The 24378-nt window shown below is 67.4% G+C and carries 23 protein-coding genes and 1 pseudogene; 13 read left to right on the top strand and 11 right to left on the bottom strand.

All coding sequences use genetic code 11. The features are described 5' to 3' along the window. Window positions 1-123: 123 nt before the first annotated feature. The 3 genes from A6745_RS22595 to A6745_RS22585 all read left to right on the top strand — a co-directional run bounded on the left by A6745_RS22595 (window position 124) and on the right by A6745_RS22585 (window position 3950). Window positions 124-1704: a gamma-glutamyltransferase family protein gene (locus A6745_RS22595; protein ID WP_066132235.1), complete on the top strand. Its 1581-nt coding sequence runs from the start codon at window positions 124-126 to the stop codon at window positions 1702-1704. Window positions 1705-1960: 256 nt separating this feature from the next. Continuing rightward, window positions 1961-2863 carry an NAD(P)-dependent oxidoreductase gene (locus A6745_RS22590; protein WP_066132232.1) on the top strand — a complete coding sequence of 301 codons (903 nt, stop codon included), beginning with the start codon at window positions 1961-1963 and terminating at the stop codon, window positions 2861-2863. Window positions 2864-3020: 157 nt separating this feature from the next. Next, window positions 3021-3950, top strand: coding sequence for a LysR family transcriptional regulator (locus A6745_RS22585; protein WP_066132376.1), 930 nt, complete (start codon window positions 3021-3023; stop codon window positions 3948-3950). A gap of 60 nt (window positions 3951-4010) precedes the next feature. Here A6745_RS22585 and A6745_RS22580 read toward each other — a convergent pair whose 3' ends face one another. From A6745_RS22580 to A6745_RS22565, 5 genes and pseudogenes are all read right to left on the bottom strand, one after another. After that, window positions 4011-5537: a tripartite tricarboxylate transporter permease gene (locus A6745_RS22580; protein WP_066132226.1), complete on the bottom strand. Its 1527-nt coding sequence runs from the start codon at window positions 5535-5537 to the stop codon at window positions 4011-4013. Between the two features lie 4 nt (window positions 5538-5541). Then, window positions 5542-6036, bottom strand: coding sequence for a tripartite tricarboxylate transporter TctB family protein (locus tag A6745_RS22575; RefSeq protein WP_197488216.1), 495 nt, complete (start codon window positions 6034-6036; stop codon window positions 5542-5544). A 121-nt stretch (window positions 6037-6157) separates the two neighbouring features. Next, window positions 6158-7678 carry a sensor histidine kinase gene (locus tag A6745_RS22570; protein WP_066132222.1) on the bottom strand — a complete coding sequence of 507 codons (1521 nt, stop codon included), beginning with the start codon at window positions 7676-7678 and terminating at the stop codon, window positions 6158-6160. Between the two features lie 55 nt (window positions 7679-7733). Then, window positions 7734-8393 (bottom strand): annotated as a pseudogene (locus A6745_RS28325) (response regulator); the annotation flags it as partial. Further along, window positions 8374-8946: an RNA pyrophosphohydrolase gene (locus A6745_RS22565; protein WP_066132219.1), complete on the bottom strand. Its 573-nt coding sequence runs from the start codon at window positions 8944-8946 to the stop codon at window positions 8374-8376. The gene A6745_RS22565 and the pseudogene A6745_RS28325, both read right to left, overlap by 20 nt. Window positions 8947-9010: 64 nt before the next feature. On the opposite strand from A6745_RS22565, the gene A6745_RS22560 reads away from it, so the two are divergent. From A6745_RS22560 to ybgF, 8 genes are all read left to right on the top strand, one after another. After that, window positions 9011-10747: a proline--tRNA ligase gene (locus A6745_RS22560; RefSeq protein ID WP_066132215.1), complete on the top strand. Its 1737-nt coding sequence runs from the start codon at window positions 9011-9013 to the stop codon at window positions 10745-10747. Between the two features lie 57 nt (window positions 10748-10804). Then, entirely contained in the window at window positions 10805-11227 is a 423-nt protein-coding gene (gene ybgC / locus A6745_RS22555; RefSeq protein ID WP_066132212.1) for a tol-pal system-associated acyl-CoA thioesterase, read from the top strand. Between the two features lie 6 nt (window positions 11228-11233). Next, a complete protein-coding gene (tolQ, locus tag A6745_RS22550) occupies window positions 11234-11914 on the top strand; it encodes a protein TolQ (RefSeq protein ID WP_066132211.1) in 681 nt (226 codons plus the stop codon). Beyond that, window positions 11914-12369: a protein TolR gene (gene tolR / locus A6745_RS22545; protein WP_066132210.1), complete on the top strand. Its 456-nt coding sequence runs from the start codon at window positions 11914-11916 to the stop codon at window positions 12367-12369. Before tolQ ends, tolR begins: the two co-directional genes overlap by 1 nt. A gap of 45 nt (window positions 12370-12414) precedes the next feature. Continuing rightward, window positions 12415-13644, top strand: coding sequence for a cell envelope integrity protein TolA (tolA, locus tag A6745_RS22540; protein ID WP_066132207.1), 1230 nt, complete (start codon window positions 12415-12417; stop codon window positions 13642-13644). A gap of 16 nt (window positions 13645-13660) precedes the next feature. Beyond that, window positions 13661-14974, top strand: coding sequence for a Tol-Pal system beta propeller repeat protein TolB (gene tolB / locus A6745_RS22535; protein ID WP_066132204.1), 1314 nt, complete (start codon window positions 13661-13663; stop codon window positions 14972-14974). A gap of 32 nt (window positions 14975-15006) precedes the next feature. Next, a complete protein-coding gene (pal, locus tag A6745_RS22530) occupies window positions 15007-15519 on the top strand; it encodes a peptidoglycan-associated lipoprotein Pal (protein ID WP_066132203.1) in 513 nt (170 codons plus the stop codon). A 92-nt stretch (window positions 15520-15611) separates the two neighbouring features. Beyond that, the gene (gene ybgF, locus A6745_RS22525; protein WP_066132199.1) at window positions 15612-16313 is read left to right on the top strand and encodes a tol-pal system protein YbgF; all 702 of its coding nucleotides are present in this window, start codon (window positions 15612-15614) and stop codon (window positions 16311-16313) included. Window positions 16314-16452: 139 nt separating this feature from the next. On the opposite strand, the gene A6745_RS22520 is transcribed toward ybgF, so the two are convergent. Both A6745_RS22520 and A6745_RS22515 read right to left on the bottom strand, forming a co-directional pair. Further along, a complete protein-coding gene (locus tag A6745_RS22520; RefSeq protein ID WP_066132196.1) occupies window positions 16453-17361 on the bottom strand; it encodes a DMT family transporter in 909 nt (302 codons plus the stop codon). Window positions 17362-17372: 11 nt separating this feature from the next. Continuing rightward, on the bottom strand, window positions 17373-17870 hold the full coding sequence (locus A6745_RS22515; protein WP_066132193.1) for a YbaK/EbsC family protein: 498 nt from the start codon (window positions 17868-17870) through the stop codon (window positions 17373-17375). 142 nt (window positions 17871-18012) lie between these two features. On the opposite strand from A6745_RS22515, the gene A6745_RS22510 reads away from it, so the two are divergent. Together A6745_RS22510 and A6745_RS22505 are read left to right on the top strand one after the other, a co-directional pair. Further along, complete coding sequence (locus A6745_RS22510; protein WP_066132190.1) at window positions 18013-18819, top strand: alpha/beta fold hydrolase; 807 nt, start codon at window positions 18013-18015, stop codon at window positions 18817-18819. A gap of 102 nt (window positions 18820-18921) precedes the next feature. After that, window positions 18922-19488, top strand: a complete 567-nt coding sequence (locus A6745_RS22505; protein ID WP_066132371.1) for an MgtC/SapB family protein — start codon at window positions 18922-18924, stop codon at window positions 19486-19488. A 109-nt stretch (window positions 19489-19597) separates the two neighbouring features. Here the strand turns inward: A6745_RS22505 and fusA are convergent, their stop codons facing one another. From fusA to A6745_RS22485, 4 genes are all read right to left on the bottom strand, one after another. Further along, the gene (gene fusA, locus A6745_RS22500; protein WP_066132187.1) at window positions 19598-21706 is read right to left on the bottom strand and encodes an elongation factor G; all 2109 of its coding nucleotides are present in this window, start codon (window positions 21704-21706) and stop codon (window positions 19598-19600) included. A 173-nt stretch (window positions 21707-21879) separates the two neighbouring features. Then, window positions 21880-22341 (bottom strand): universal stress protein, encoded by a 462-nt coding sequence (locus tag A6745_RS22495; protein WP_066132184.1) that lies wholly within the window; start codon window positions 22339-22341, stop codon window positions 21880-21882. An 88-nt stretch (window positions 22342-22429) separates the two neighbouring features. Next, window positions 22430-22777 (bottom strand): TIGR01244 family sulfur transferase, encoded by a 348-nt coding sequence (locus A6745_RS22490; RefSeq protein ID WP_066132181.1) that lies wholly within the window; start codon window positions 22775-22777, stop codon window positions 22430-22432. A gap of 48 nt (window positions 22778-22825) precedes the next feature. Further along, window positions 22826-24229: an aminotransferase-like domain-containing protein gene (locus A6745_RS22485; protein ID WP_156513509.1), complete on the bottom strand. Its 1404-nt coding sequence runs from the start codon at window positions 24227-24229 to the stop codon at window positions 22826-22828. Between the last annotated feature and the right edge of the window lie 149 nt (window positions 24230-24378).

The raw sequence follows: 24378 nt of genomic DNA, 5'->3' as shown, positions 1-24378 counted from the left end.
CCGGGGCTTTTGCTTTTCCTGCCGTCTGATTTTTCGTCAATTGCCAGAAAACATCTGTAAATAAGACGAAGTATTTCCGCGAGTCAGGTAAGCTAGGGGTTTACCCGACGCGCTGACATCGTCATGACGTTCGACTGGACCAACCCTTATGCCTCGTCGCGGGCCCCTGTGTTTGCCCGCAACCTGGTCGCCACCTCGCAGCCCCTGGCCGCGCAGGCAGGCCTGCGCATGCTGGCGTTGGGCGGCAACGCCGTCGACGCCGCCATTGCCGCGGCGGCCACGCTGGCCATCACGGAACCCGTCGGCAACGGCCTGGGCTCCGACTGCTACATCCTGGTGTGGGACGGCGCCCGCATGCACGGCCTGGACGCCTCCGGCATCGCGCCCGCCGCCTGGAGCACCGGCTACTTCCGGTCACGCCACCAGGGCCGCATTCCGGCGCGTGGCTGGGATAGCGTGACCGTGCCTGGCGCCATCGCCGGCTGGGCCGCGTTGCACGAGCGGCTGGGCAGCCTGGCGTTCGCCACGCTGCTTGAACCCGCCATCGAGTACGCCGAACGCGGCTACGCGGTCACGCCGGCGGTGCAACGCAAGTGGGCCGCACAGGTCGACCTGCTGCAGTCCATGCCGGGCTTTGCCGATCACTTCATGCCGCGCGGCCGAGCGCCCGCGGTGGGAGAACACTTCACGCTGCGCTGCGCGGCCGATACGCTGCGGCGCGTGGCCCAGACGTCCGGCCGCGACTTCTACGAAGGCGAGACCGCGCACAAGCTGGTGGCGCATGCCCAGGCCCACGACGCGGTGCTGACGCTGAACGATCTGCGCGGCTATGCGCCGCGCTGGGTCGATCCCATCGCCCAGCCCTACCGCGGCCACGTGCTGCACCAGTTGCCGTCCGAGGGCCATGCGCATGGCGTGGCGTCGCTGGTCACCATGGGCATCCTGCAGCACTTCGACCTGGCCGCGCATGCGCCGGACCATCCCGACATGCATCACCTGGTGATCGAAGCGGTGAAGCTGGCGCTGTCCGACGTCCCCGAAAGCCGCGATTCGCTGCTGGACCCCACGCGGCTGGCCGCCTGCGCCGCCGCCATCGATCCCAAGCGCGCGCAACCCTTCGCGCAGGGGCGCGCGCCGCAGGGCGGTACCGTGCACATCAGCGCCGCGGACCGCCAGGGCATGATGGTCAGCCTGGTGCAATCCAATCACATCGGCTTCGGTTCGGGCGTGGTGGTGCCGGGCACGGGCGTCAGCCTGCACAACCGCGGCTATGCGTTCTCGGCCGATCCCGCGCATGCCCATGCGGTGGCGGGCGGCAAGCGTCCCGGCCACGCCAGCACGCCCCTGCTGCTGACGCGCGCGGGCGCGCCGCTGGCCAGCCTGGGCGTGATGGGCGGCAACATGCAGCCGCAGGGCCACGTGCAGACATTGGTGCGCATGGTCGATCATGGCCAGCAGCCGCAGGCGGCCTGCGACGCACCGCGCTGGCGCTGGACGCATGGCATGTCGGTCGATGCCGAGCCCACCATGCCCCCCGCCCTGGTCGAGGCACTGCGGGCGCGCGGCCACGCGGTCGAGCACGCGGGCGATCCGCATGCCGACTTCGGCTCGGGCCAGTTCGTGTGGCGCCTGGGAGACCCCGCCATGCAAGGCTACGTGGGCGCCAGCGATGGCCGCCGCGACGGGCTGGCTGCGGGTCTCTGACACCGCGCGTCCCCTGCCACATGCCGCCGCGGGTGCGGCGGCATGGCGGCCGCGGCACGGCGTCCGTTCAATGCCCTCGTTGCACGGCGCCTGTTTATACTACCGGGCTGTCTTGCCGACAGGCAGGCGAGCCCCGACCGGTGTCGCCCGCCAGCCCGTCCATGGCAGTACTCATCCCGCCCGCGCCATCGTTGTCCGGCGGCGGGACCGCGCCCCATTCCCGCGCGCTCGCGCATCCCAACCGGAGACTTCTTCCATGGCATCCATCGGTTCCAAGAGCTACGACACGGTCGAACCCCAGAAGGTCGCTTTTCTCGGACTCGGCGTCATGGGCCTGCCCATGGCCGGCCACCTGGCCCGCGCGGGCCATGAGGTGACCGTCTACAACCGCAGCCCGGCCAAAGCCCAGTCCTGGAGCCAGGAATTCGGCGGCCAGACCGCCGCCACGCCGCGCGAAGCCGCCGCCGGCGCGCGGATCGTGTTCGCCTGCGTGGGCAACGACGACGACCTGCGCAGCGTGGTGCTGGGCGATGACGGCGCATTCGCCGGCATGGACCGCGGCGCGGTGTTCGTCGACCACACCACCGCTTCGGCCAACGTGGCGCGCGAACTCTATGCCCGCGCCAAGGAACTGGGCCTGAACTTCATCGATGCCCCCGTCTCGGGTGGCCAGGCCGGCGCGGTCAACGGCGTGCTGACCGTCATGTGCGGCGGCGAGCCCGAGGTGTTCGACAACGTGAAGCCGGTGGCGCAGGCCTTTGGCCGCGCAGTCACCCTGGTGGGCGCACCCGGCGCGGGACAGTTGGCCAAGATGGTCAACCAGATCTGCATCGCGGGCGTGGTGCAGGGCCTGTCGGAAGCCATCGCGTTCGGCCAGGCCGCCGACCTGGACATGAAACTGGTGCTGGACGTCATCAGCAAGGGCGCGGCGCAGAGCTGGCAGATGGAAAACCGCGGCGCCACCATGGTCGACGACAAGTTCGACTTCGGCTTCGCGGTGGACTGGATGCGCAAGGATCTGGGCCTGGTGCTGGACGAAGCGCGCACCAATGGCGCGCGCCTGCCGCTGACCGCGGTGGTGGACCAGTTCTACGGCGACGTCCAGAAGCTGGGCGGCGGACGCTGGGACACGTCCAGCCTGATCAAGCGCCTGCGCTGAGAGGCGCCGGGCGAGCCTGCAACGGGCTCGCCCTTGGTGGACATCAGGCCGCCACGGCCCCGCCGCCCCGCGAGACCAGCAGCATTGGCCGGCTTAATTATTCCCATGAACCCAGGTAAGATGAACGCCTCGTTCCAAAATTAGAACAGTGGTCATCATGCAAGACCTGAACGATCTCTATTACTTCGCGCAGGTGGTCGAGCAAGGCGGATTCAGCGCCGCCGCGCGGACGCTCGACATTCCCAAGTCGCGCCTGTCACGCCGCATCTCGCAACTGGAAGAGCGGCTGGGCGTACGCCTGCTGCAGCGGACCACACGCCGGCTACGCCTGACCACGGCGGGCGAACGGTATCTGCGCTATTGCCTGGAGATGACGGCCTCGGCGCGCGCGGCGGAAGACGCCATGCGGCAGTTGCAGGCCGAGCCGTCGGGTCCGGTCGTCGTGAGTTGTCCCGTATCGCTGGCGCAGACCACGCTGGCGCCCCTGCTTCCCGAGTTCCTGGATACCTGGCCCGCGGTGTCGGTGCAGATGGTGGTGACCAACCGCCGCGTCGACCTGATCCGCGAAGGCGTGGACCTGGCGCTGCGCGTGCGCGAGCGGCTGGATACCGACGCGGAGCTGGTAGTGCGGCACCTGGGCACGGCCAGCGGCACGCTGGTGGCCAGTCCCGCCTATCTGCAGCGCCACGGCATGCCCGAAACGCCGCAGGACCTGATGGCGCACACCACGCTGAGCTTCAGCGAGCCCCAGGAGGAAGTGCGCTGGCGGCTGTACAACACCCACGACGACGAAACCGAAGTGGTGCTGCGTCCGCAGCTGTGCTGCAACGATTTCATCGTGCTCACGCAGGCCGCGGTGCGGGGCCGGGGGATTTCGTTGTTGCCGTCGGAAGCGACGCGTGAAGAAACACGGCGCGGACAGCTCGTGCGGGTGCTGCCGGACTGGCGTTCACCCGAAGGGATCGTGCACTGCATCTATCCCTCGCGGCGCGGCATGATGCCGGCCGTACGTGCGCTGGTGGACTTCCTGTCGGAACGGATGCCGCAAGCCTACCGGCTGATCGACACCCCGTCCGATTCCAGCTGAAAAAAGGCGTGCCCGCGGGAGGTGGAGCCCATCTCCTGCGCGCGGGCAGCAACCCTGAAATCAAGCCGGCTGTACCACCTGGCCAGCCTTGCGGCGGCGGATCACACGGCGCACGTGCGCGCCCACCTGCAGCGCGATCAGCAGGAAGCTGGCCGCGACGAACCAGGCGCTGATGGGGCGCTCGACGAAGATCGCCATGTCGCCGCGCGACAGCAGCAGGGCGCGGCGGAAGTTCTCTTCCACCATGGGGCCCAGCACGAAGCCCAGCAGGATCGGAGCGACCGAGAACTCCAGCCACAACAGAATGGCGCCGATCACGCCGAAGGCCAGCACTTCCCAGATCTGGAAGAGGCTGTTCTGCGTGCTGTACACCCCCACCGCGATGAAGAACAGCGCGGACGGGAACAGGTAGCGGTACGGCACCTGCAGCAGCTTGACCCACACGCCGATCAGCGGCACGTTCAGCACCATCAGCAGCAGGTTGCCGATCCAGAAGCTGGCGATCAGGCCCCAGAAGATGTCCGGATGCTCGGTGATCAGCTGCGGGCCGGGCTGGATGCCCTGGATCAGCAGCGCACCCAGGATCAGCGCCATGACCGCGTCACCGGGAATGCCCAGGCTCATCGTCGGAATGAAGTCGACCTGCGTCTTCGAGTGCGACGACGCTTCGGGCGAGGCCACGCCGGCGATCATGCCGGTGCCGAACTTCTCGGGCGTGCGCGAGATCTTGCGCTCCAGCGCGTAGGACACGAACGTGGTGATGGTCGGCCCCGTGCCCGGCATGGCGCCGAACAGCGTGCCCACCAGCGTGCCGCGCACCATCGGCAGGAACGCCTCTTTCAGCTCGGCCTTGCTGGGACGCATGTCGCGCACGCGCAGCTTGGTGTTGGTGCTGATGGCGGCCATGCGGTTGGCGCTCATGAGGAAGTCGGCCACCCCGAACAGGCCCATGGAAATCGCCACCAGTTCCAGGCCGTCGGACAGGTCGATCAGGCCGAACGAAAAGCGGATGGTGCCGGTGTTGACGTCGGTGCCGACACAGCCGCAAAGCAGGCCGAACAGCGTCATGGCCACGCCTTTGAGCGGCGAGCCGCGCGACATGGTGGCGCCGGCCAAGAGGCCCAGCAGCATGATGGAGAAGATCTCCGTCGGGCCGAACTTGAACGCGATCTCGACCAGCAGCGGCGAAGCGAAGATCATCACGATGATGCCCACCGATGCCGCGAAGAACGAGCAGATCATCGTGATGCCCAGCGCCGTCCCTCCCTTGCCCTGCCGGGTCATCGGATAGCCGTCCAGGCAGGTCACCGCGTGCGGCGGATGCGAAGGCAGGTTCAGCAAAATGGCGCCGATGGCGCCGCCGTACTGCGAGCCGTAGAAAATGCCGGCCAGCATCAGGATGGCGGGCACGGGCTGCATGACGTAGGTCAGCGGCAGCAGGATGGAAATGGCCGACAGCGCGCCCATGCCCGGCAGCACCCCGATGAGGTTGCCCACCAGGACGCCGAAGAACGACCACATCAGGTTATGCAGCTGGAACGCGACGCCGAAGCCGAACCAGAGGTCATGCAAGGATTGCGAAATCATGGCTTCAGCCCCACGTGAACAGCGGAAGCTGCAACTGCAACGCCCACCAGAAGACAACGGTTGCGATCACGCACATGGCCACCGCCAGCAGCAGGACCTGCTTCACGGTGTTGGTGCGATCGCCCAGGCCGCAGATGAACACGGCGAAGAAGGTGGCCGGAAGCAGGCCGCCGTAGTGGCCGAACAGCAGAAAGGCCAGCGTGCCGCCGATGATGCAGACGGCGCCGCGCAGGTCCGGGAAATCCGAGGGGTGCGAGTGCTGGACCGCTTCCTCGGCCCCTTCCTTCGGCGGCTTGTTCTTCTGGCCGCGCGCGGAGGCCGCGATCAGCAGGCCGGTCAGCGCGAGCAAGCCGCCGATGGACGCCGGGAAGAACCCCGGCCCCATGTGCGAGAGCGAACCGATGTGATAGTTGAAGGCCGCGTAGATGGCGGACAAGCCGACGAGAACCATCAAGGCCCCGCCGTAATAGTCCTTCTTGAATGATGCCGTGTGCTGCATATCTCCTCCTCGCGCTTACCGCCGCGCTGGCTCGTGATACCGGCGCCAGTGAAAAGGCGCGGCAATCCGCTGAAACAAGGGATCGCCAGGAGAATACGTAGCGAAGCTGGTGATTCGCTTTCTATGCGCTGTCGGGTTCCTGAATCGTCGGGAAATCCCTGATGAGCGGCATCCACAAAACGGCGGCAAGGCCCGTGCCGCCATCGGAATTGGGCTCGCCATCGCGCAACTCGATGTCGCCATCGTTGCGCCGCGCATAGGCACGCGCAATGGAAAGCCCCAGGCCGGAGCCGCTGGCCGAATGCGCCCGGTCGGCGCCGACGCGGTCGAAACGCGCGAACGCGCGCTTGCGCAACGCAACCGGAATGCCGGGGCCGTTGTCGGCCACCGTCACCTCGCCGCGCTCGGCTTGGCGCACCACCGAAACCGTGATGCGCGCGCCGACGGGTGCATAGCGGATCGCGTTGTGGATCAGGTTGGACAGGGCCTCGTGCAACTCGGCTTCGCTGCCCCAGACGGGCACCACGTCTCCTTGTCGGTCGCCCGCCTGCGCCTGTTCTTCTTCGCCGCGCGCGTCGACCCAACCCAGGTCCTGCTGGCGCTCGTGCGCCAGCGGCAGATGCTGCAGCACGACCTCGCGCGCCACGTCATTCAGGTCGCAGCGTTCGCGCGGCGTGGCCTCGCCCTGGTTGGCATGCGCCAGCGACAGCAGCTGTTCGGTCAGGCGGCGGGTGCGGCCCAGTTGGTCGACGATGGCGCGCAGGCCTTCATGCGCGCGCACCGGATCGGGTTCGCGCAGTGCGTACTGCGCCTGCGTCAGCATGATGGCCAGCGGCGTGCGCAACTGATGCGAGGCGTCGGCCAGGAACTGCGATTGTTCGTCCAGCACGCGCCGGTAGCGCGCGATGTGATGGTTGACGGCCTCGACCAGCGGCGTGACTTCGCTGGGCACGCGAGCCGAATCGAGCGGGGTCAGATCGTCGGGCCGCCGCGCACGGATGTCGTTGCGCAGCCTGACCAGCGGCTTGACCGCCCACACCACGCCCCACCACACCAGCAAGGCGACCAGCGCCAGCATGCGCGCATCGCGCAGGATTTCCTGGCGCTGCGCGCTGGCTTCGGCCGCCTGGCGCTTGCCGATGCTTTCGGCCACCACCACCAGCACCTGGCGGTGCTGGCCGCGGTAATACAGATCGCGCAGCACGGCTACCGCGCGCACCGGATCGTTGCGGTAGACCGCGTCGTAGAACAGCGGATCGCCATTGCCCTTGGGCCAGTACGGCAGGCGCGGCATTTCGGGCATGCCGGCCAGCGTGCGGCCATGCACGGGCGGGACGACGGCGCCCTTGCCTGTCTCGACCGGCGGATCGATCTCTTCGATGCGGAAATATTTGCGCAGGCCCGCGCGCGACTCGAGCATGACCTGCGCGTACAGCGGCGTGGCCACCTGCAGGTGGCCCTCGGGCGAGAATTCGACGCTGCTCTCGAGCACGCGAGCGGGCTCCAGCAGCGCCGAGTCGTAGGCTTCGTTGGTGATGGTGGCCAGGGTGCGGTAGTCGTTCCAGCTGTCGATGACCAGCAGCAGGATGACGCCCGGCATCAGCAGCGTGATGAGCACGGCCCGGATGCCGGGAAGCGGCATCCGCGGCCAACGGACCTTGAAGAGACTCACGATTCGGTGGGTTCGCGCGCGCGACGCTTTCCAGCATGTAGCCCAGGCCACGCACCGTGACGATGCGAACATCGCTGCCAGTGAGCTTCTTGCGCAGGCGGTGCAGCACGACCTCGATGGCATCGAGGTTGGCCTCGCTTTCCTGGGTGAAGACCTTGCCGAACAGGTGGGTCTTGTCCACCGGATAGCCGCTGCGGGTGAGCAACGCGGCCAGCGCGGCATGTTCGCGCGGCGTGAGGAACAGCAGCGCGCCGTCGAGCGTGAACGCCCGGCTTTCGCTGTCGTAGGACAGCGAACCGCACTGCAGGCGCGGATGCTGGCGGCCACGGCTGCGGCGCACCAAGGCCGTGATGCGCGCCTCGAGTTCTTCGAGGGCGAAAGGCTTGGTGAGGAAGTCGTCGGCGCCCAGGTTCAGGCCGCGCACGCGGTCTTGCAGGCCGCCCTGGGCAGTCAGCAGCAGCACCGGCGTGCGGTCGTCGCGGTTGCGCATCTCGCGCAACAGCGCCAGGCCGTGCTTGTCGGGCAGGCGCAGGTCGAGCACGATCGCGTCGTACTCGTTGCCTGCCATCAGGCCCTCGGCGGTCCGGGCATCGGGCGCGTGGTCGGGCAGGAACCCGCTTTGCGTCAGGGCGCGGACCAGCCAGGAGGCCATGTCCCGCTCGTCTTCAACCAACAATATGCGCATGACCGTCGTTTTCTGCGGAGGGAATTTCGGACGAACGCGGACCATGCACGCGCTGGCGCAGGTAGCGGGTTTCGTGGTGCCGGCGGAACAGGATGGCGGACAGTTCGTTCAGCGCCTGGGTGTAGACCTCGCGCTTGAACTCGATGACCGCGTCCAGCGGCACCCAATATTGGCTCCAGCGCCAGGCGTCGAACTCGGGATGCTGCGTCGAGCGCAGGCAGACGTCGCAATCGCGACCGACCATGCGCAGCAGGAACCAGATCTGCTTTTGTCCTTTATAGTGGCCGCGCCATTCGCGCCGGACGAAGTGGTCCGGAACATTGTAACGCAGCCAGTCACGTGTACGTCCCAGAATGCGGACATGCTCGGGCTTGAGGCCCACTTCTTCATGGAGCTCGCGATACATGGCCTGCACGGGGCTCTCCCCGTGCTTGATGCCACCTTGCGGGAATTGCCAGGCATGTTCCCGGATCCGCTTGCCCCAAAAGACCTCGTTTTTGCCGTTGACGAGAATGATGCCGACATTGGGACGGTAGCCTTCGCGATCAAGCATGGGCCACCCCCACCGAATTCAATACAATTACGGTCGATTATACGTACTGGTATCCCCTCTATCTATGCGCGCTTCCCACTACCACCTGAACACCCTGAAAGAAGCCCCCGCCGAGGCAGAAGTCGTCAGCCACCAGCTGATGACGCGCGCCGGGATGATCCGCAAGCTGGCAGGGGGCATCTATACGTACATGCCGGTCGGCCTGCGGGTCATCCGCAAGATCGAGGGGATCATCCGTGAAGAAATGAACGCCGCCGGCGCCCTGGAGCTGCTGATGCCGGTGGTCCAGCCCGCCGAACTCTGGCAGGAATCCGGCCGCTGGACGCAATACGGCGCCGAACTGCTGCGCATCAAGGACCGCCACGACCGGGACTTCGTCCTGCAGCCGACCTCGGAAGAAGTGATCACCGACATCGCCCGCAACGAGATCCACAGCTACCGCCAGTTGCCGGTCAACTTCTATCACATCCAGACCAAGTTCCGGGACGAACGCCGTCCCCGCTTCGGCCTGATGCGCGGCCGCGAATTCACCATGAAGGACGCCTACTCGTTCGACCGCGACGAGGCCGGCGCGCAGAAGAGCTACGACAACATGTACGCGGCCTACATGCGCATCTTCGAGCGCCTGGGGCTGGAATTCCGCGCCGTGGCGGCCGACACCGGCTCGATCGGCGGCACCCGCAGCCATGAATTCCAGGTGATCGCCGACACCGGCGAAGACCTGATCGTCTACAACCCCGGCTCCGCCTACGCCGCCAACATCGAGCTGGCAGAGGCCGTGGCCCTGCTGGCCGAGCGCGCCGCGCCGGCCGAAGCCCTGCAGGAGACGCCCACGCCGGGCGCCGCCAAGTGCGAGGACGTGGCCAAGCTGCTGGGCCTGCCGCTGGAACGCACCATCAAGTCCATCGTGCTGGCCACCGACGCCGAGAAGGAAGGCGAAGCGGCCCAGATCTGGCTGCTGCTGCTGCGCGGCGACCACGAGATGAACGAGGTCAAAGTGGGCAAGCTGCCGGGCCTGAAGGGCTACCGCTTCGCCACCGAGGCCGAGATCGTCGACCACTTCGGCTGCAAGCCCGGTTACCTGGGTCCCCTGAAGACCACCCGCCCGGTGCGCGTCATCGCCGACCGCACGGTGGCCAACATGGCCGACTTCGTCTGCGGCGCCAACCGCGAGGATTTCCACTACACCGGCATGAACTGGGGCCGCGACCTGCCCGAACCCGAAGCGGTGGCCGACCTGCGCAACGTCGTGGCGGGCGACCCCTCGCCGGACGGCAACGGCACCCTGGCGATCCAGCGCGGCATCGAGGTCGGCCACGTGTTCTACCTGGGCACCAAGTACTCGGAAGCCCTGAAGGCCACCTTCCTGGACGACAACGGCAAGCCCGCCGTGCTGGAAATGGGCTGCTACGGCATCGGCGTCACCCGCATCGCGGGCGCGGCCATCGAGCAGAACCACGACGAGCGCGGCATTCTGTGGCCCCGCGCGATCGCCCCCTTCGAAGTGGTTATTTGTCCGGTGGGCTGGGGCAAGAGTGAAACTGTCCGTGACACGGCCACCCGCCTGTACGAAGCCTTGCGCGCGCGCGGCGTGGACGTCATCCTTGACGACCGCGATGCCCGGCCGGGCGTGATGTTCGCCGAATGGGAACTGATCGGCGTGCCGCTGCGCGTAACAGTTGGAGAGCGCGGCCTGAAGGAAGGCGTGGTCGAATTGCAGGCACGCCGGGACACCGAGGCCAGCCGCATTCCCGCCGACCAGGCGCTGCAGCAAACCCTCGATCGCCTGGATACGCTGTAATATCGCGCCCTCGGCGCTCCGTGGTGGGCGCCCGCGTGCCGTAAGACTACCGTTATCGTGATCGAACCGACGTCAGCCGAATTCCTGCAGCAGGTCCGTGTCTACTACGAAGACACGGACGCCGCGGGAATCGTCTTCTATGCCAATTACCTGAAGTTCTTCGAACGCGCCCGCACCGAATGGCTGCGGGCGCTGGGCTTCAACCAGTCCGAACTGGTCGGCCGCACCGGCCGGGTCTTCGTCGTCCATTCGCTGGATATGCGCTACCGCAAGCCGGCGCGCCTGGACGATCTGCTCACCATCCGCAGCCAGATCACCCGAGTGGGCCGCGCTTCGATACACTTCGCCCAGCGCGCGGAGCGCGACGGGGAACTGCTGGCCGAAGGCGGCATCCAAGTCTGCTGCGTAGACACGACCAATTTGCGGCCAGCCGAACTGCCCGGCGACGTCCACGACAAACTGAAATCCATCCAGGGATAGATATCCATGCAACCCTCCGCCGACATGTCGCTGATCTCGCTGATCTCGCACGCCAGCATCCCCGTTCAGCTGATCATGCTGATCCTGCTGGTGATCTCCATCATGTCCTGGACCTACATCTTCGCCAAGCGGATGGCCATCCGCCGCACGCATCGCCAGACGCTGCGTTTCGAGGACGACTTCTGGTCGGGCGGCGACCTGTCCGTGCTGCAGCAGGCGGTGTCCAGCCGCCGCGACGAGCAAGGCGCCCTGGCCCGCATCTTCGACGCCGGCATGACCGAGTTCATGAAGGCCCGCCGCAACGCTCCCAGCGGCGACATCAACGCCGCCCTGGACGGCCCGCGCCGCGCCATGCGCGCCGCCTACCAGCGTGAAATGGACGCGCTGGAGTCGCACCTGAACTTCCTGGCCTCGGCCGGCTCGGTCAGTCCGTACATCGGCCTGCTGGGCACGGTGTGGGGCATCATGCACGCGTTCATCGGCCTGTCGAACATGCAGCAGGCCACGCTGGCCTCGGTGGCGCCCGGCATCGCCGAAGCCCTGATCGCCACCGCCATCGGCCTGTTCGCCGCCATCCCCGCGGTGGTGGCCTACAACCGCTTCACCAACGACATCGATCGCCTGTCGATCCGTTTCGACAGCTTCGTCGATGAATTCCTGAACATTCTGCAACGGCAGGTGCGCTGATGGGCTCTTTACGTTCTGGCGGCCGGCACGGCCGCAAGATGAAAGCAGACATCAACGTGGTGCCCTACATCGACGTCATGCTGGTGCTGCTGGTCATCTTCATGGTGACCGCGCCGCTGATCACCCCCGGCCTGATCGAGCTGCCATCGGTCGGCCAGGCTGCCCAGGTGCCGGTCAAGCCGCTGGAAGTGCAGATCGGCCAGGATGGCAAGATCGCGCTGCGCATGCGTGAGGCCGGCGCCACGCCGCAGGACATCAACCGCGCCGAACTGGTCTCGCAGGTGCAGTCGCGCATCACGGCGGACACGCCCGTGGTGATCGCCGCCGACGGCAAGGCCCCCTACGAAACCGTGGTGAAGGTGATGGACGAGCTGCGCACCAGCGGCATCACCCGCCTGGGCCTGCTGGTCGACCAGGGCGGGTCCGCCGTGCAGCAGCCCACCCGCCGCCGCTAAACGCGCCTCGAACCGGTTCCGGCCCCTGGCCTCACTATCTCGCCCATGACGTCACCTTCCTCGCAACGCAACGGCCCGCGGGATCCCGCCGCCTCCCAGGACAACAAGAAGGGCCTCGGCCTGGCGGTCCTGGCGCACCTGTTGCTGGTGCTCGCTCTCGTGGTCGGCCTGGATTGGCATACCGAGAACCCCGGGCCGGTGCAGGTCGAGTTGTGGGCCAAGGGTGACAGCCCCGACTCCCCGCCCCCCACGCCGAACAAGCCGCCACCGGATCCGCAGCCCAAGCCGCCTGAGCCTCAGCCCCAGCCCGACCCCACGCCGACGCCGCCTCCGGCGCCGCCTCCGGCGCCGCCTCAACCCGTGCCGACACCACCCAAGCCGACGGTGCAGCCGCCCGAGCAGCCCGATCCCGAGATCGCGCTCGAAGAAGCCCGCAAAAAGCGCGAGCAGGAAGAGAAGCAGCGCCAGGCCGCCGAAGCCGCCAAGGAAAAGGCGCGCCTCGAAGAGGAACGCAAGCAGGCCGAACTGAAGGAAAAGCAGCGTCTGGCCGACGAGAAGGCGGCTGCCGAGAAGGCTGCCGCGCAGAAGGCTGCGGCTGAGAAGGCCGCCGCCGACAAGGCCGCGGCGGAAAAGGCGGCTGCCGAGAAAGCCGCCGCCGAAAAGGCCGCCGCCGAGAAAGCCGCCGCCGAGAAAAAGGCTGCTGCTGAAAAGGCCGCGGCCGAGAAGGCCGCCGCCGAGAAAAAGGCTGCCGCTGAAAAGGCTGCCGCCGAGAAGGCGGAAGCCGAAAAGCTGGCCGCCGAAAAGAAAGCCAAGGAAGACGCCGCCAAGAAGGCCGCCGCCGAAAAGGCCGCGGCCGAGAAGAAGGCGGCGGCTGAAAAGGCAGCCGCTGAAAAGAAGGCCGCGGCCGACCAGGCCCTGCGCGACGCCTTCCGCAGCGACGCCCTGGGCGCCGCCGGCCTGCCAGGCGGCACGGCCGACCGCAACCAGGCGGGCGGTGGGCGCGACAGCGGCTACGGCGCCAAGGTGCGTGCCTGCGTGCAGCCTGGTGTGTCCTACCCCACTCCCGCCCGCGGATCCTCCAATCCGACGGCGGAATACCGGGTACAGTTAGGGTCTGACGGGAAAGTAACAGGCGTCACGCTGACCCGCTCGTCCGGCATCACGGGCTTCGACCGCGCGGTCGAAACCGGCATCCGGCGCTGCAACCCGTTCCCGAAACCAGATGGCGGCCGTTATGAGCCCGTTATCGATGTTGTGTACCGAATGTATGACTGACAGGAGATTGCCGACCATGACATCCGCCTTCCGCATTCCCCTCATGGGAATCCTGCGCAAGCATGGCCTTGCGCTCGTAATGCTGATGGCCGCCTTGCTCGCCTGGCATCCTGCCCGTGCGCAATTGCGTGTGGATATCTCGGGCACGGGCGCCACGCAGTACCCGGTGGCCATTGCCGATTTCGCGGGCGACGACACGCGCGGCCGCGCGCTGGCCGACGTGATCCGCGCCGACCTGACCCGCACGGGCCAGTTCCGCCTGATCAACGCCGCGGGCTCGGGCCTGACGGTGGACAGCCCCATCGCGCACGAAGAGTGGCGCGGCAAGGGCGCCGACTTCCTGGCCTACGGCAGCATCTCGCGCGGCGCCGATGGCCGCTACGACATCCGCTACCGCCTGGCCGACACGGTCCAGAAGAACCAGCTGGACGGCGTGGCCTTCTCGGGCACCGAGCAGGAACTGCGCCGCGTGGCGCACCAGATCGCCGACCGCATCTACGAAAAGATCACTGGCGTGCGTGGCGTTTTCTCCACACGCATCGCCTATGTGCTGAAACAAGGTAATACGTACGAGCTGCAGGTCGCCGACGCCGACGGCCAGAACCCGCAGGTGGCCCTGCGTTCGCGCGAGCCCATCATCTCGCCCAAGTGGTCGCCGGACGGCCAGCGCCTGGCCTACGTCAGCTTCCACACCGGCAAGCCGGTGGTGTACGTGCAGAACCTGTCCACCAGCGCCCAGGTGCCCGTGGCCAACTTCAAGGGCAACAACAGCGCCCCGGCCTGGTCTCCGGACGGCTCGCAGTTGGCCGTGGCCCTGACGCGCGACGGCCTGTCGCAGATCTACATAGTCAGCGCGGCCGGTGGTTCGAACATGCGCCGCGTCACGCGTTCGCCCGGCATCGACACCGAGCCCAGCTTCACGCCCGACGGCCGTTCCCTCGTCTTCACCAGCGACCGCAGCGGCGGCCCGCAGATATACCAGACCAGCCTGGACGGCGGCGACGCGCGCCGCCTGACGCTAAATGGTAGTTACAACATCTCACCCCGAATTTCCCCCGATGGATCGACGCTGCTGTACGTTGCAAGACGAGATGGCGCGTTTCGTATCGCCTCGCTGAACCTGTCCTCAGGCGCCGAGACCTTGCTGACTGATGGTCAAGACGATCAGTCGCCGAGCTTCGCACCGAATGGCATGCAGGTTCTCTACGCTACCATGCAAGGAGGACGCAGCGTGCTGGCGGGTGTCTCGAGCGATGGCCGCGTGCGGCAGACCTTGTCTGTCCTGAACGGGGAAATACGTGAACCTACGTGGGGCCCATTTACCCGATAAACACGTGTGACTCTCTTTTCAAAGGAACTACCATGAAGTCGCGCATTGCCAAGAGCCTTACCATTGCCGCAATGGCAGCCGTTCTGGCCGCTTGCAGCTCCGTCCCTCTCGACGATACGGCCGGTCAAGGAACTGGCACCGGCCAGGGCACGACCGGCGGTACCGCTGGTACCGGCCAGATCCTGGATCCCTTCAACCCCCAAAGCATCCTGGCGCAACAGCGCTCGGTTTACTTTGATTTCGACAGCTACACGGTGTCGGACCAATACCGCGGCCTGGTGGAAACCCATGCCCGTTACCTGGCCTCGCACCCGCAGCAACGCATCCGCATCGAAGGCAACACCGACGAACGCGGCGGCTCCGAGTACAACCTGGCCCTGGGCCAGCGTCGCGCCGACGCTGTGCGCCGCATGATGACCCTGGTGGGCGTCAGCGACGGCCAGATCGAGACCATCAGCTTCGGCAAGGAAAAGCCGAAGGCGACGGGTTCCTCGGAAGCTGATTTTGCGGAAAACCGCCGCGCCGATATCAACTATCAGCGCTAAGCAGCACCTTCACGTTTAGAGTGCCCCACCACTTCTGCGTCGGGACGGTCAACCGGCCGTTCCGACGTTTGCTTTGACACTCTGGAAATACCATGCGAGACCGAGTTCCTACCTTGCGCTTGCTGGCCGTCACCGCCAGCCTAGCCTTCGCCGCGATGGCGGCGCCTGCCAGTGCATTCGCCGATGATGAAGCCCGCCGGGCCATTCTCGACCTGCGCCAGCAGGTCCAGCAGCAGAACGAACAGAATGTCCGGGCGCGCCTGCAGTTGGCCGACCAGATCCAATCGCTGCAGCAGGAGATCGCCCAGTTGCGCAACCAGCTGGAACTGGTGTCCCGCCAGCAGACCTCCCCGGCCCAAGGCCAGCAGGGTCAGCAGAGCAACCACCCCGGCAATCCTCCGGGCGTGTCCGCCGCCGATCCCCAGGAGCAAGCCGCCTACGACGGCGCCATCGACCTGTTCCGCAAGGCACAGTACAAGGAAGCGTCGGAGTCCTTCGCCGCCTTCTCCGCGCTGTACCCCAACAGTGCGCTGGCGCCCTCCTCGCAGTTCTATCTGGGCAGCAGCCGCTATGCCCTGAAAGACTTCAAGGGAGCGATCGAACAACTGAACACGCTGGTGCAGAATGCGCCCAACGACGCACGCGCGCCCGACGCGCTGCTGGTGATCGCCGGCAGCCAGATCGAGCTGAACAACCGCGCGGGCGCCAAGGCCACCCTGCAACGCATCGTGTCGGAATATCCGCAGACGCCGGCGGCCAAAACGGCGCAAAGCCGTCTGCAGCTCTTGCAGTAAAAGTGGATTCGAATCCGCTCGCCGTCCGGCTGGATGGCGCGCGACGGCCGGCCGAAAGGCCGGCTTTTTATTGTCCGTGCCCCGTGGACCCGGTGGCGCGCGGCGCAAGGACGAGCCGCGGCCCGTCCATCCAGGATGGCTACATCTGCCCCGCGGCCAGCAGCAACAGCACCACGCCCCCCACGATCAGGGCGATGCCGGCGGTTTCCCGGCGGCTGGGCGCGTGCGCGAACAACTTCTGCGACAGCGCCTGGGCGAACAGGACCTCGACCAGGCCCAGCGTGCGCACGTTGGCCGCGGCGGTCAGCGCGAAGCCGATGAACCAGGCCTGCGACGCCGTGGCGCCCAGGAATCCTCCCCAGATCGAGGCGCGCCAGGCCGCGGCGCACGCGCGCAGCAGCGGACGATTGCACAACAGCATCCAGGTCATCAGGATCAGCACCTGCACGCCCAGCGACCAGCAGAGCGTCCAGGTGGCCTGCACGGCGAACATGCCGCCGTCCAGCTTCAGGATCGCGCCGCGAAAGCACACCGCCGACAGCGCGAAGCCCGCGCCGGACAGCAGCCCCAGCCATGCCGGCCGCCAACTGGCGGCCCGGACGCCGCCCGCGGGCTTGGCCGACATCAGCACCACGCCCAGCGTCGCCAGCACCACGGCCAGCATGCCCACCGGCGACAGCGGATCGCCCAGCACCGCGAAGCCGAACAACGCGACCTGTATCGGCTCGGTCTTGGTCCAGGCGGTCACCACCACGAACGAGCGGTCCCGCATGGCCGCCAGCATCAGCGCCGTGGCGGCGATCTGCGCCACCGCGCCCCCCAGCACGAACAGCAGGAAAAGCGTGTTCACGCCGGGCGGCGTCTGCCCGGCCAGCAGGCAGACGATCAACAGGTACAGCAGCGCGAACGGAAAGCCGAACAGAAAGCGCACCTGGGTGGCGCCCAGCGTGCCCAGGGAGGCGGTCAGGCCGCGCTGCACGGCGTTGCGGCCAGCCTGCGCGGCCGCGGCCACCAGGGTGGCGGGAATCCACAGCCAGACGAGGTCCATGCCGGGCGGGCTCAGGCGCGCTGGGCGACGTCGGCCACGGGCGCGCCCGTCATGGCGGCCAGTTGCGCGGGGGTCATGCGGAAAACGGCGTTCGGATGCCCGGCGGCGGCCCAGATGCTGTCGTACTGGAACAGGTCCTCGTCCAGCAGCATCACCGGCTTGATCACGTGTCCGATGGGGCTGACGCCGCCGATGGCGTAGCCGGTGGCCTCGCGCACGAAGCGCGCGTCGGCGCGAGCCAGCGGGCCGACGCGCTCGGCCACCTTGGCCTCGTCGACGCGGTTGATGCCGCTGGCCACGACCAGCACCGGCGCATTGTCGGTGGCGCGGCGGAAGATGATGGACTTGGCGATCTGCGCCACCTGGCAACCCAGGCCGGCGGCGGCCTCGGCGGAGGTCTTGCCGGTCTGCGGCAGCATCACGACGGGTTGATCATGGCCCATCTGCTGCAGCAGCAACGCGACGCGCTGCGCGGAATCGGGCAAGGAAACAGCGGATTCAGTCGACATGGGAAACGGGAGGCAGGCGTTGGAAGAGCCGGCAGGCACGCCGGCGGCAACGGATGTCGAGTGTACCCCCACACCGCCCCGGACCCGGCGCATGCCCCCCCCTGGCGGTAGAATCCTGTCCTTGGCCTGACTTCCTGCCCGCATGCGTACCCCACCCGACCTGCCCCTGCGCCATGCCGCCATCGCCGGCGGCGAAACCGCCTATCTCGAACACGGGGCCGGCACTGCGCTGATCCTGATCCATGGGTCGCTGTGCGACTGCCGCTACTGGACGCCGCAGATGGCGACGCTGGGACGCAATCACCGGGTGCTGGCCCCGTCGCTCAAGCGCTACTGGCCCGAGCAATGGGATGGCGCGGGCGACGGCTTCTCGCTGGACGCGCATACCGAACAGGTGCTGGCCTTCATCGAGAGCGTGGCGGGCGAGCCCGCCCATCTGGTGGGCCATTCGCGCGGCGGCCGCGTGGCCTTGGAAGCCACGCTGCGCCGGCCCGACCTGGTGCGCACCCTGACGCTGGCCGACCCCGGCGTGCCGGTACCCGGCCAGCCGGACCAGCGCGGCGACTTCCGCCAGCAGGCCCTGCAGCGCATCCAGGCCGGCTCGCCCGACGAGGGCCTGGCCCTGTTCATCGACGCCGTCACCGGTCCCGATACCTGGCGCCGCATGGTGCCGTGGTTCAAGGACATGGTGCGCGACAATGCCACCACCCTGCTGGGCCAGTCGCGTGAAACGCCCCGCCCCGTCGACGAGGCCGCGTTGCGCGCCCTGGGCATGCCCGTGCTGCTGATCGGCGGCGCCCTCAGCCCGCAGCCCTATCCCTCCGTCATCGCGTGGCTGGAAAGCGTGCTGCCGTATGCCAGCAGCGAGATGATCGCGGGGTCTTCCCACGGCATGAACCTGGGCAATCCGCGGGCGTTCAATCAGGCCGTCTCCGACTTCCTGGGTTGAATACCGCGACGCGAAGCGGCACGCAGGCACGCAACACGGGCCACAGTCCGGGCCTGGCCCGACGCTGCTATCCTAAGCCGGCAATAGCCACGGGAGATGGACATGCAAGGTATCTGGCTGGAAATCTGGACGACACTGCGCACCGAATTCTCGGACGTGCCCGATGCCAGTGAAGCGACCCGGATGGTCCTGCGCCTGCTGATGGCCGCGCTGCTGGGGGGCCTGCTGGGTTACGAACGCGAGCGCAGCGGCAAGTCCGCCGGCTTGCGCACCCACATCCTGGTGGCCCTGGGCGCCTGCCTGTTCGTGCTGGTCCCCTTGCAGGCCGGCATGAAGATCAACGACCTGAGCCGCGTGATGCAAGGCGTGATCGCCGGCATCGGCTTCCTGGGCGCGGGGGCCATCATCAAATTCAGCGACGAGCGGCGCATCCGCGGCCTGACCACCTCGGCCGGCATCTGGCTGACCGCCGCCATCGGGATCACCGCCGGCATGGGCCGCGAAACCACCGCGGTGTTCGCAACCTTGCTGGCATTGTTCGTGCTGCACGCGCTGCACCGCGTGGAAAAGCTCATGGATCAGCGCCACCATCAACGCGCCTTGATCCAGACCGACAGCAACCGCACCGACCTGCCGATGCGGCGCAGCCCGGCGGACGACGACATGTAGGCATGGCCGTGGCGTGCCCGAGCCGGCCGACTTGGCCGGCTCGGGCACTCGCCACCCGCGCGAGGGCGCCTACGAAGAGACCCGCTCACGCATCGAGACAGCAAACAGATCAGCGGGCAGCGTGAGCCGCCATCACCTGCTCGGCCACCTGCCGTGGCGCCTCGGCGTAATGCTTGAACTCCATCGTGTAAGTCGCCCGCCCCTGCGTCAACGACCGCAACGACGTCGAATACCCGAACATCTCCGCCAACGGCACTTCGGCCCGCACCAGCTTGCCGCCGCCGCCGGCGATGTCGTCCATGCCCTGCACCATGCCGCGCCGCGAAGACAGGTCGCCCATGACGTGCCCCGTGTAGTCCTCGGGGGTTTCCACTTCGACCTTCATCATGGGTTCGAGCAGTACCGGCCTGGCGCGCCGCATGCCTTCCTTGAACGCCATCGAGCCCGCCATGCGGAACGCGTTCTCGTTCGAGTCCACGTCGTGGTACGAACCGAACACCAGCGTGACCTTCACGTCCACCACGGGATAACCCGCCAGCACGCCGGCATTCAGGCTCTCGCGCACCCCGCGCTCGACCGCCGGAATGAACTCGCGCGGCACCACGCCGCCCTTGATCGCATCGACGAACTCGAAGCCCGCGCCCGGTTCCTGGGGCTCGAGCTTGAGCACCGCATGGCCGTACTGGCCACGGCCGCCCGATTGCTTGACGAACTTGCCTTCGACGTCGTCGGCCACCGCGCGGATGGTTTCGCGGTACGCGACCTGCGGCTTGCCCACCGTGGCCTCGACGCCGAACTCGCGCTTCATGCGGTCGACCAGGATTTCCAGGTGCAGTTCGCCCATGCCCGAGATGATGGTCTGGCCCGACTCTTCGTCGGTGCGCACGCGGAATGATGGATCTTCCTGCGCCAGGCGATTCAGCGCCAGGCCCATCTTCTCCTGGTCGGCCTTGGTCTTGGGCTCGACGGCCTGCGAGATCACGGGCTCGGGGAACACCATGCGTTCGAGGATGATGACCTTCGACGGATCGCTCAACGTGTCGCCCGTGGTGACGTCCTTCAGGCCAACGGCCGCGGCGATGTCGCCGGCGTAGACCTCTTCGATCTCGCGGCGCTCGTTCGCGTGCATCTGCAGGATGCGGCCGATGCGTTCCTTCTTGCCCTTGATGGGGTTGTAGACGGAGTCGCCCGACTTCACCACGCCCGAATAGACGCGGAAGAACACCAACTGGCCCACGAAGGGGTCGGTCATGATCTTGAAGGCGAGCGCCGAGAACGGCTCGTCGTCGCCCGGGTGGCGTTCGATCTCGCCATCCTTCTCGTCATGGCCCTTGATGGCGGGGATGTCCAGCGGCGAAGGCAGGTAGTCGATGACCGCGTCCAGCATGGCCTGCACGCCCTTGTTCTTGAACGCGCTGCCACAGAGCATGGGCACGATCTCGTTGGCGATGGTGCGCTTGCGCAGCGCGGCCTTGATCTCGGCCTCGGTCAGTTCCTGGCCCGCCAGGTACTTGTCCAGCAGCACCTCGTCGGCTTCGGCGGCCTTCTCGACCAGATGCTCGCGCCACTGGCGCGCGGTTTCCTGCAGATGCGCGGGCACGTCCTGGTACTCGAAGCGCACGCCCTGGCTGGCTTCGTCCCAGATGATGGCCTTCATCTTGACCAGGTCGATGACGCCCTCGAAGCCGTCCTCGGCGCCCACGGGGATCTGCACCGGCACGGCATCGCCGCGCAGGCGTTCGGCGATCTGGCGCTGTACGCGGAAGAAGTCCGCGCCCACACGATCCATCTTGTTGACGAAGGCCAGGCGCGGCACGCGGTACTTGTTGGCCTGGCGCCAGACGGTTTCGGATTGCGGCTGCACGCCGCCCACCGCGTCATAGACCATGACGGCGCCGTCGAGCACGCGCATGGACCGTTCGACTTCGATGGTGAAGTCGACGTGCCCCGGGGTGTCGATGATGTTGATGCGATGTTCGGGATAGTCGCCAGCCATGCCGCGCCAGAACGCCGTGGTGGCGGCCGACGTGATGGTGATGCCGCGCTCCTGTTCCTGCTCCATCCAGTCCATGACCGCCGCGCCGTTGTGCACCTCGCCGATCTTGTGCGTGATGCCGGTGTAGAAAAGAATGCGCTCGGTCGTGGTGGTCTTGCCCGCGTCGATGTGGGCGCTGATCCCGATGTTCCGATATTGGTCGATACGCGTTCTGCGAGTCATGGTGCGGCCTCTTTGGCTACGATGATTGACTCATCGATATTACGCCTGCGCGCGCGCCGTGGGGCCGGATGCGGATAGCACGATAGGGTGATTGACGGCGCGCCCGCGGAGGACGCGCGCGCCAGGCCGGCATGCAACCGGATGCGGGCCGCGGAACGCGGCCCGGCGGGGAATTACTTCTCTTCCTTGACGCGATACACCAGCACGCCGGTGGTGGCCAGCGACAGCACCTTGGCGGTGACGCTGCCCAGCAGCAGGCGCGACAGGCCGCTGCGCCCGTGGCTGCCGATGAAGATCAGGTCGCAACCGTTGTCGGCGGCGGCCTGTACGATGCCGTCGGCCACGTTGAAGTTGGACACGGCGCACTTGGTGGCCGTGACGCCAGCCGTATGGGCGCGGTCCAGCACCTGCTTCAGGAACTTGTCGGACTGCTCGGCGGCGGCCTTCTCGTAGTCTTCGTCGGTGATGGCATACGCCGCCGCCATGCCGTCGAAGCCGATGGTGGCCGCAAAAGGCTGGCTGACGTGCAGCGCAACGATCTCGGCGCCAATGGAGCGGGCGAAATGAACACCGGCATTGGCCGCCTGCGACGACAGCGCGGAGCCGTCGGTGGGGATCAGGATTTTCTTGAACATGTTTCGCTCCTGTCTGGGTAGAGGCAGACCCATGCTACCGGAAAAGCCTTTTCCCGGACATCACAGCTGTGACAAAGCTTGATCGGGATCAACCCTTGATCTGCTGGGCGTTGGCATACAGGTTGGTGCAGCGCGTGCCGCTGCGGCAATAGGCCAGCACCGGGCCGGGCAGTTCCCGCAGCAGTTCGGCGAAACGCACCACGTCGTCCATGGTCATGGAGCCGCTGACGACCGGCTGATACTCGACGCGCAGGCCCAGGGCCTGGGCGGCCTTGGAGACCTCGGCGGCGGTGGGCTGGTCGGCGCCGCCTTCATGGTCGGGACGGTTGATGATGACGCTCTTGTAGCCGGCGGCGGCCACGTCGGCCATGTCCTCGGGCGTGAGCTGCGGCGCCACGGCGAAGTCGGGGCTGAGAGGGCGGATGGGAGCGGCCATGAGAGTTCCTGAAATGACGAGTTCGAAAGGATGCTTGCAGTATAGGCGTCAGGCGGCGCGCGGCGGCAGCAGCGCGGCCAGTTCGCGCCACATCGGCGCGCTGTCCACCATGGTGACGGAAAAGCGCAGCATCGTGGACGGCGCCTGGGCGGGCGAGAACAAGGTGCCCGGCGCCAGCAGCATGCCGCGGTCTGCGGCCTCGCGCGCCACGGCCTCGGAGTCGCGGCCGCAATCGGCCCACAGGAACATGCCGGAAGGCGGCTCGTGCGGCACCGTCAGGCCCAGCTTCAGCAGGCCCTTCATGCAGCGCGCGCGGGCATCGTCGACGCGGGCGCGCACGCGTTCGATGTGGCGCCGGTACTGGCCATCGGCCAGCACGCGGTGCACCACGCGTTCGCCCAGTTCGCAGGACGTCAGGCCGGCGAGCATCTTCAGGTCGGCCAGCTTCTGCACCAGTTGCTCGTTGGCCGCCACGTAGCCCACGCGCAGGCTGGCGGCCAGCATCTTCGAGAACCCCCCCACCAGGACGACGCGATGGAAGCGGTCGAGTTCGGCCAGCCGGGTGGCGCCACCGGGATGCAGCTCGCCGTAGGTATCGTCCTCGACCACCATGAAATCGTGGCGCTCGGCCACGCGCAGGATGTCGTAGGCCGCGCCCGCCGGCATCGTATGCCCCGTGGGGTTGTGCACCGAACTGTTGACGATGAAGAGCTTGGGCTTGTGCTCGGCCGCGTACTGTTCGAGCAGGGCGATGTCGGAACCGCCGGGGCCGCGCGGCACGCCGATCACGCGCGCGCCGAACGCGGCCAGCCGGCCGAAGATCACGAACCAGGCGGGGTCCTCGACCAGCACGGTGTCGCCGGGCTGCACCAGATGGCGCGCCACCAGGTCCAGGCCGTGCGTGACGCCGTTGGTGGTCAGCAGGTTGCGGTCGGGATGCGCCGGCAGGCCCTGCTCCTGCAGCATGAACGCGATCTGCTGGCGCAACTGCCCGTAGCCCTGCGGATGTCCATACGAGACCAGTTGGCTGCGCACGGAACGGCCGACGGCGCGCACCGCGCCGGCCACCATTTCGGGATCGAGCCAGTCGGGGGGCAGCAGCCCCGCCCCGCCCGGCATGCCGGAGGTGGCGCTGTCGCGGAACATGCTGCGCAGCAGCCAGGCGATGTCGATGCGCGCAGGCGTCTCGATGGCGCCCGGCGGCGTACCGGTCGGCGCCAGCGGCGCGCTGCGCGCGCGCACGAAGAAGCCCGCGCCGCGCCGCGACTGCACCAGTCCGCGCGCCACCAGCCGGTCGTAGGCCTCGACCACCGTGAAGCGGCTGACACCGGACTGCTCGGCCATCTTGCGGATGGACGGCAGGCGGGTGCCGGGCCGCAGGCCCTGGTCGTCGATGCGGCGGGCCAGATCGTCCGCCAGCTGCGCCACCAGCGTGGCATCGGCCTCGCGCACGGGGTGCCAACCCGCCCGGGCGGGCAATGAGCTTGTAACTGTCATGGAAGTTCCACCAGGCCAGTCCGCAAAATGAACTGGAAAAGTGTACCGGTACTGTACCGTTAACTGTGCGTAGAGTGACAGCAATCGCCCCTCGGGGCAAGTGT

This window comes from Bordetella ansorpii (genome assembly GCF_900078705.1).
Classification (GTDB): domain Bacteria; phylum Pseudomonadota; class Gammaproteobacteria; order Burkholderiales; family Burkholderiaceae_B; genus Bordetella; species Bordetella ansorpii_A.
The sequence above is the reverse complement of the archived record's forward strand: the minus strand, read 5'-3'. Positions and strand labels throughout refer to the sequence as shown.

Bases quoted from the DNA above. Each gene is read 5' to 3' on its own strand.
- A6745_RS22595 (WP_066132235.1), top strand. From the start codon at position 124: ATGACGTTCGACTGGACCAACCCTTATGCCTCGTCGCGGGCCCCTGTG.
- A6745_RS22590 (WP_066132232.1), top strand. From the start codon at position 1,961: ATGGCATCCATCGGTTCCAAGAGCTACGACACGGTCGAACCCCAGAAG.
- A6745_RS22585 (WP_066132376.1), top strand. From the start codon at position 3,021: ATGCAAGACCTGAACGATCTCTATTACTTCGCGCAGGTGGTCGAGCAA.
- A6745_RS22580 (WP_066132226.1), bottom strand. From the start codon at position 5,537: ATGATTTCGCAATCCTTGCATGACCTCTGGTTCGGCTTCGGCGTCGCG.
- A6745_RS22575 (WP_197488216.1), bottom strand. From the start codon at position 6,036: ATGCAGCACACGGCATCATTCAAGAAGGACTATTACGGCGGGGCCTTG.
- A6745_RS22570 (WP_066132222.1), bottom strand. From the start codon at position 7,678: ATGCCGCTTCCCGGCATCCGGGCCGTGCTCATCACGCTGCTGATGCCG.
- A6745_RS22565 (WP_066132219.1), bottom strand. From the start codon at position 8,946: ATGCTTGATCGCGAAGGCTACCGTCCCAATGTCGGCATCATTCTCGTC.
- A6745_RS22560 (WP_066132215.1), top strand. From the start codon at position 9,011: ATGCGCGCTTCCCACTACCACCTGAACACCCTGAAAGAAGCCCCCGCC.
- tolQ (WP_066132211.1), top strand. From the start codon at position 11,234: ATGCAACCCTCCGCCGACATGTCGCTGATCTCGCTGATCTCGCACGCC.
- tolR (WP_066132210.1), top strand. From the start codon at position 11,914: ATGGGCTCTTTACGTTCTGGCGGCCGGCACGGCCGCAAGATGAAAGCA.
- tolA (WP_066132207.1), top strand. From the start codon at position 12,415: ATGACGTCACCTTCCTCGCAACGCAACGGCCCGCGGGATCCCGCCGCC.
- tolB (WP_066132204.1), top strand. From the start codon at position 13,661: ATGACATCCGCCTTCCGCATTCCCCTCATGGGAATCCTGCGCAAGCAT.
- pal (WP_066132203.1), top strand. From the start codon at position 15,007: ATGAAGTCGCGCATTGCCAAGAGCCTTACCATTGCCGCAATGGCAGCC.
- ybgF (WP_066132199.1), top strand. From the start codon at position 15,612: ATGCGAGACCGAGTTCCTACCTTGCGCTTGCTGGCCGTCACCGCCAGC.
- A6745_RS22520 (WP_066132196.1), bottom strand. From the start codon at position 17,361: ATGGACCTCGTCTGGCTGTGGATTCCCGCCACCCTGGTGGCCGCGGCC.
- A6745_RS22515 (WP_066132193.1), bottom strand. From the start codon at position 17,870: ATGTCGACTGAATCCGCTGTTTCCTTGCCCGATTCCGCGCAGCGCGTC.
- A6745_RS22510 (WP_066132190.1), top strand. From the start codon at position 18,013: ATGCGTACCCCACCCGACCTGCCCCTGCGCCATGCCGCCATCGCCGGC.
- A6745_RS22505 (WP_066132371.1), top strand. From the start codon at position 18,922: ATGCAAGGTATCTGGCTGGAAATCTGGACGACACTGCGCACCGAATTC.
- fusA (WP_066132187.1), bottom strand. From the start codon at position 21,706: ATGACTCGCAGAACGCGTATCGACCAATATCGGAACATCGGGATCAGC.
- A6745_RS22495 (WP_066132184.1), bottom strand. From the start codon at position 22,341: ATGTTCAAGAAAATCCTGATCCCCACCGACGGCTCCGCGCTGTCGTCG.
- A6745_RS22490 (WP_066132181.1), bottom strand. From the start codon at position 22,777: ATGGCCGCTCCCATCCGCCCTCTCAGCCCCGACTTCGCCGTGGCGCCG.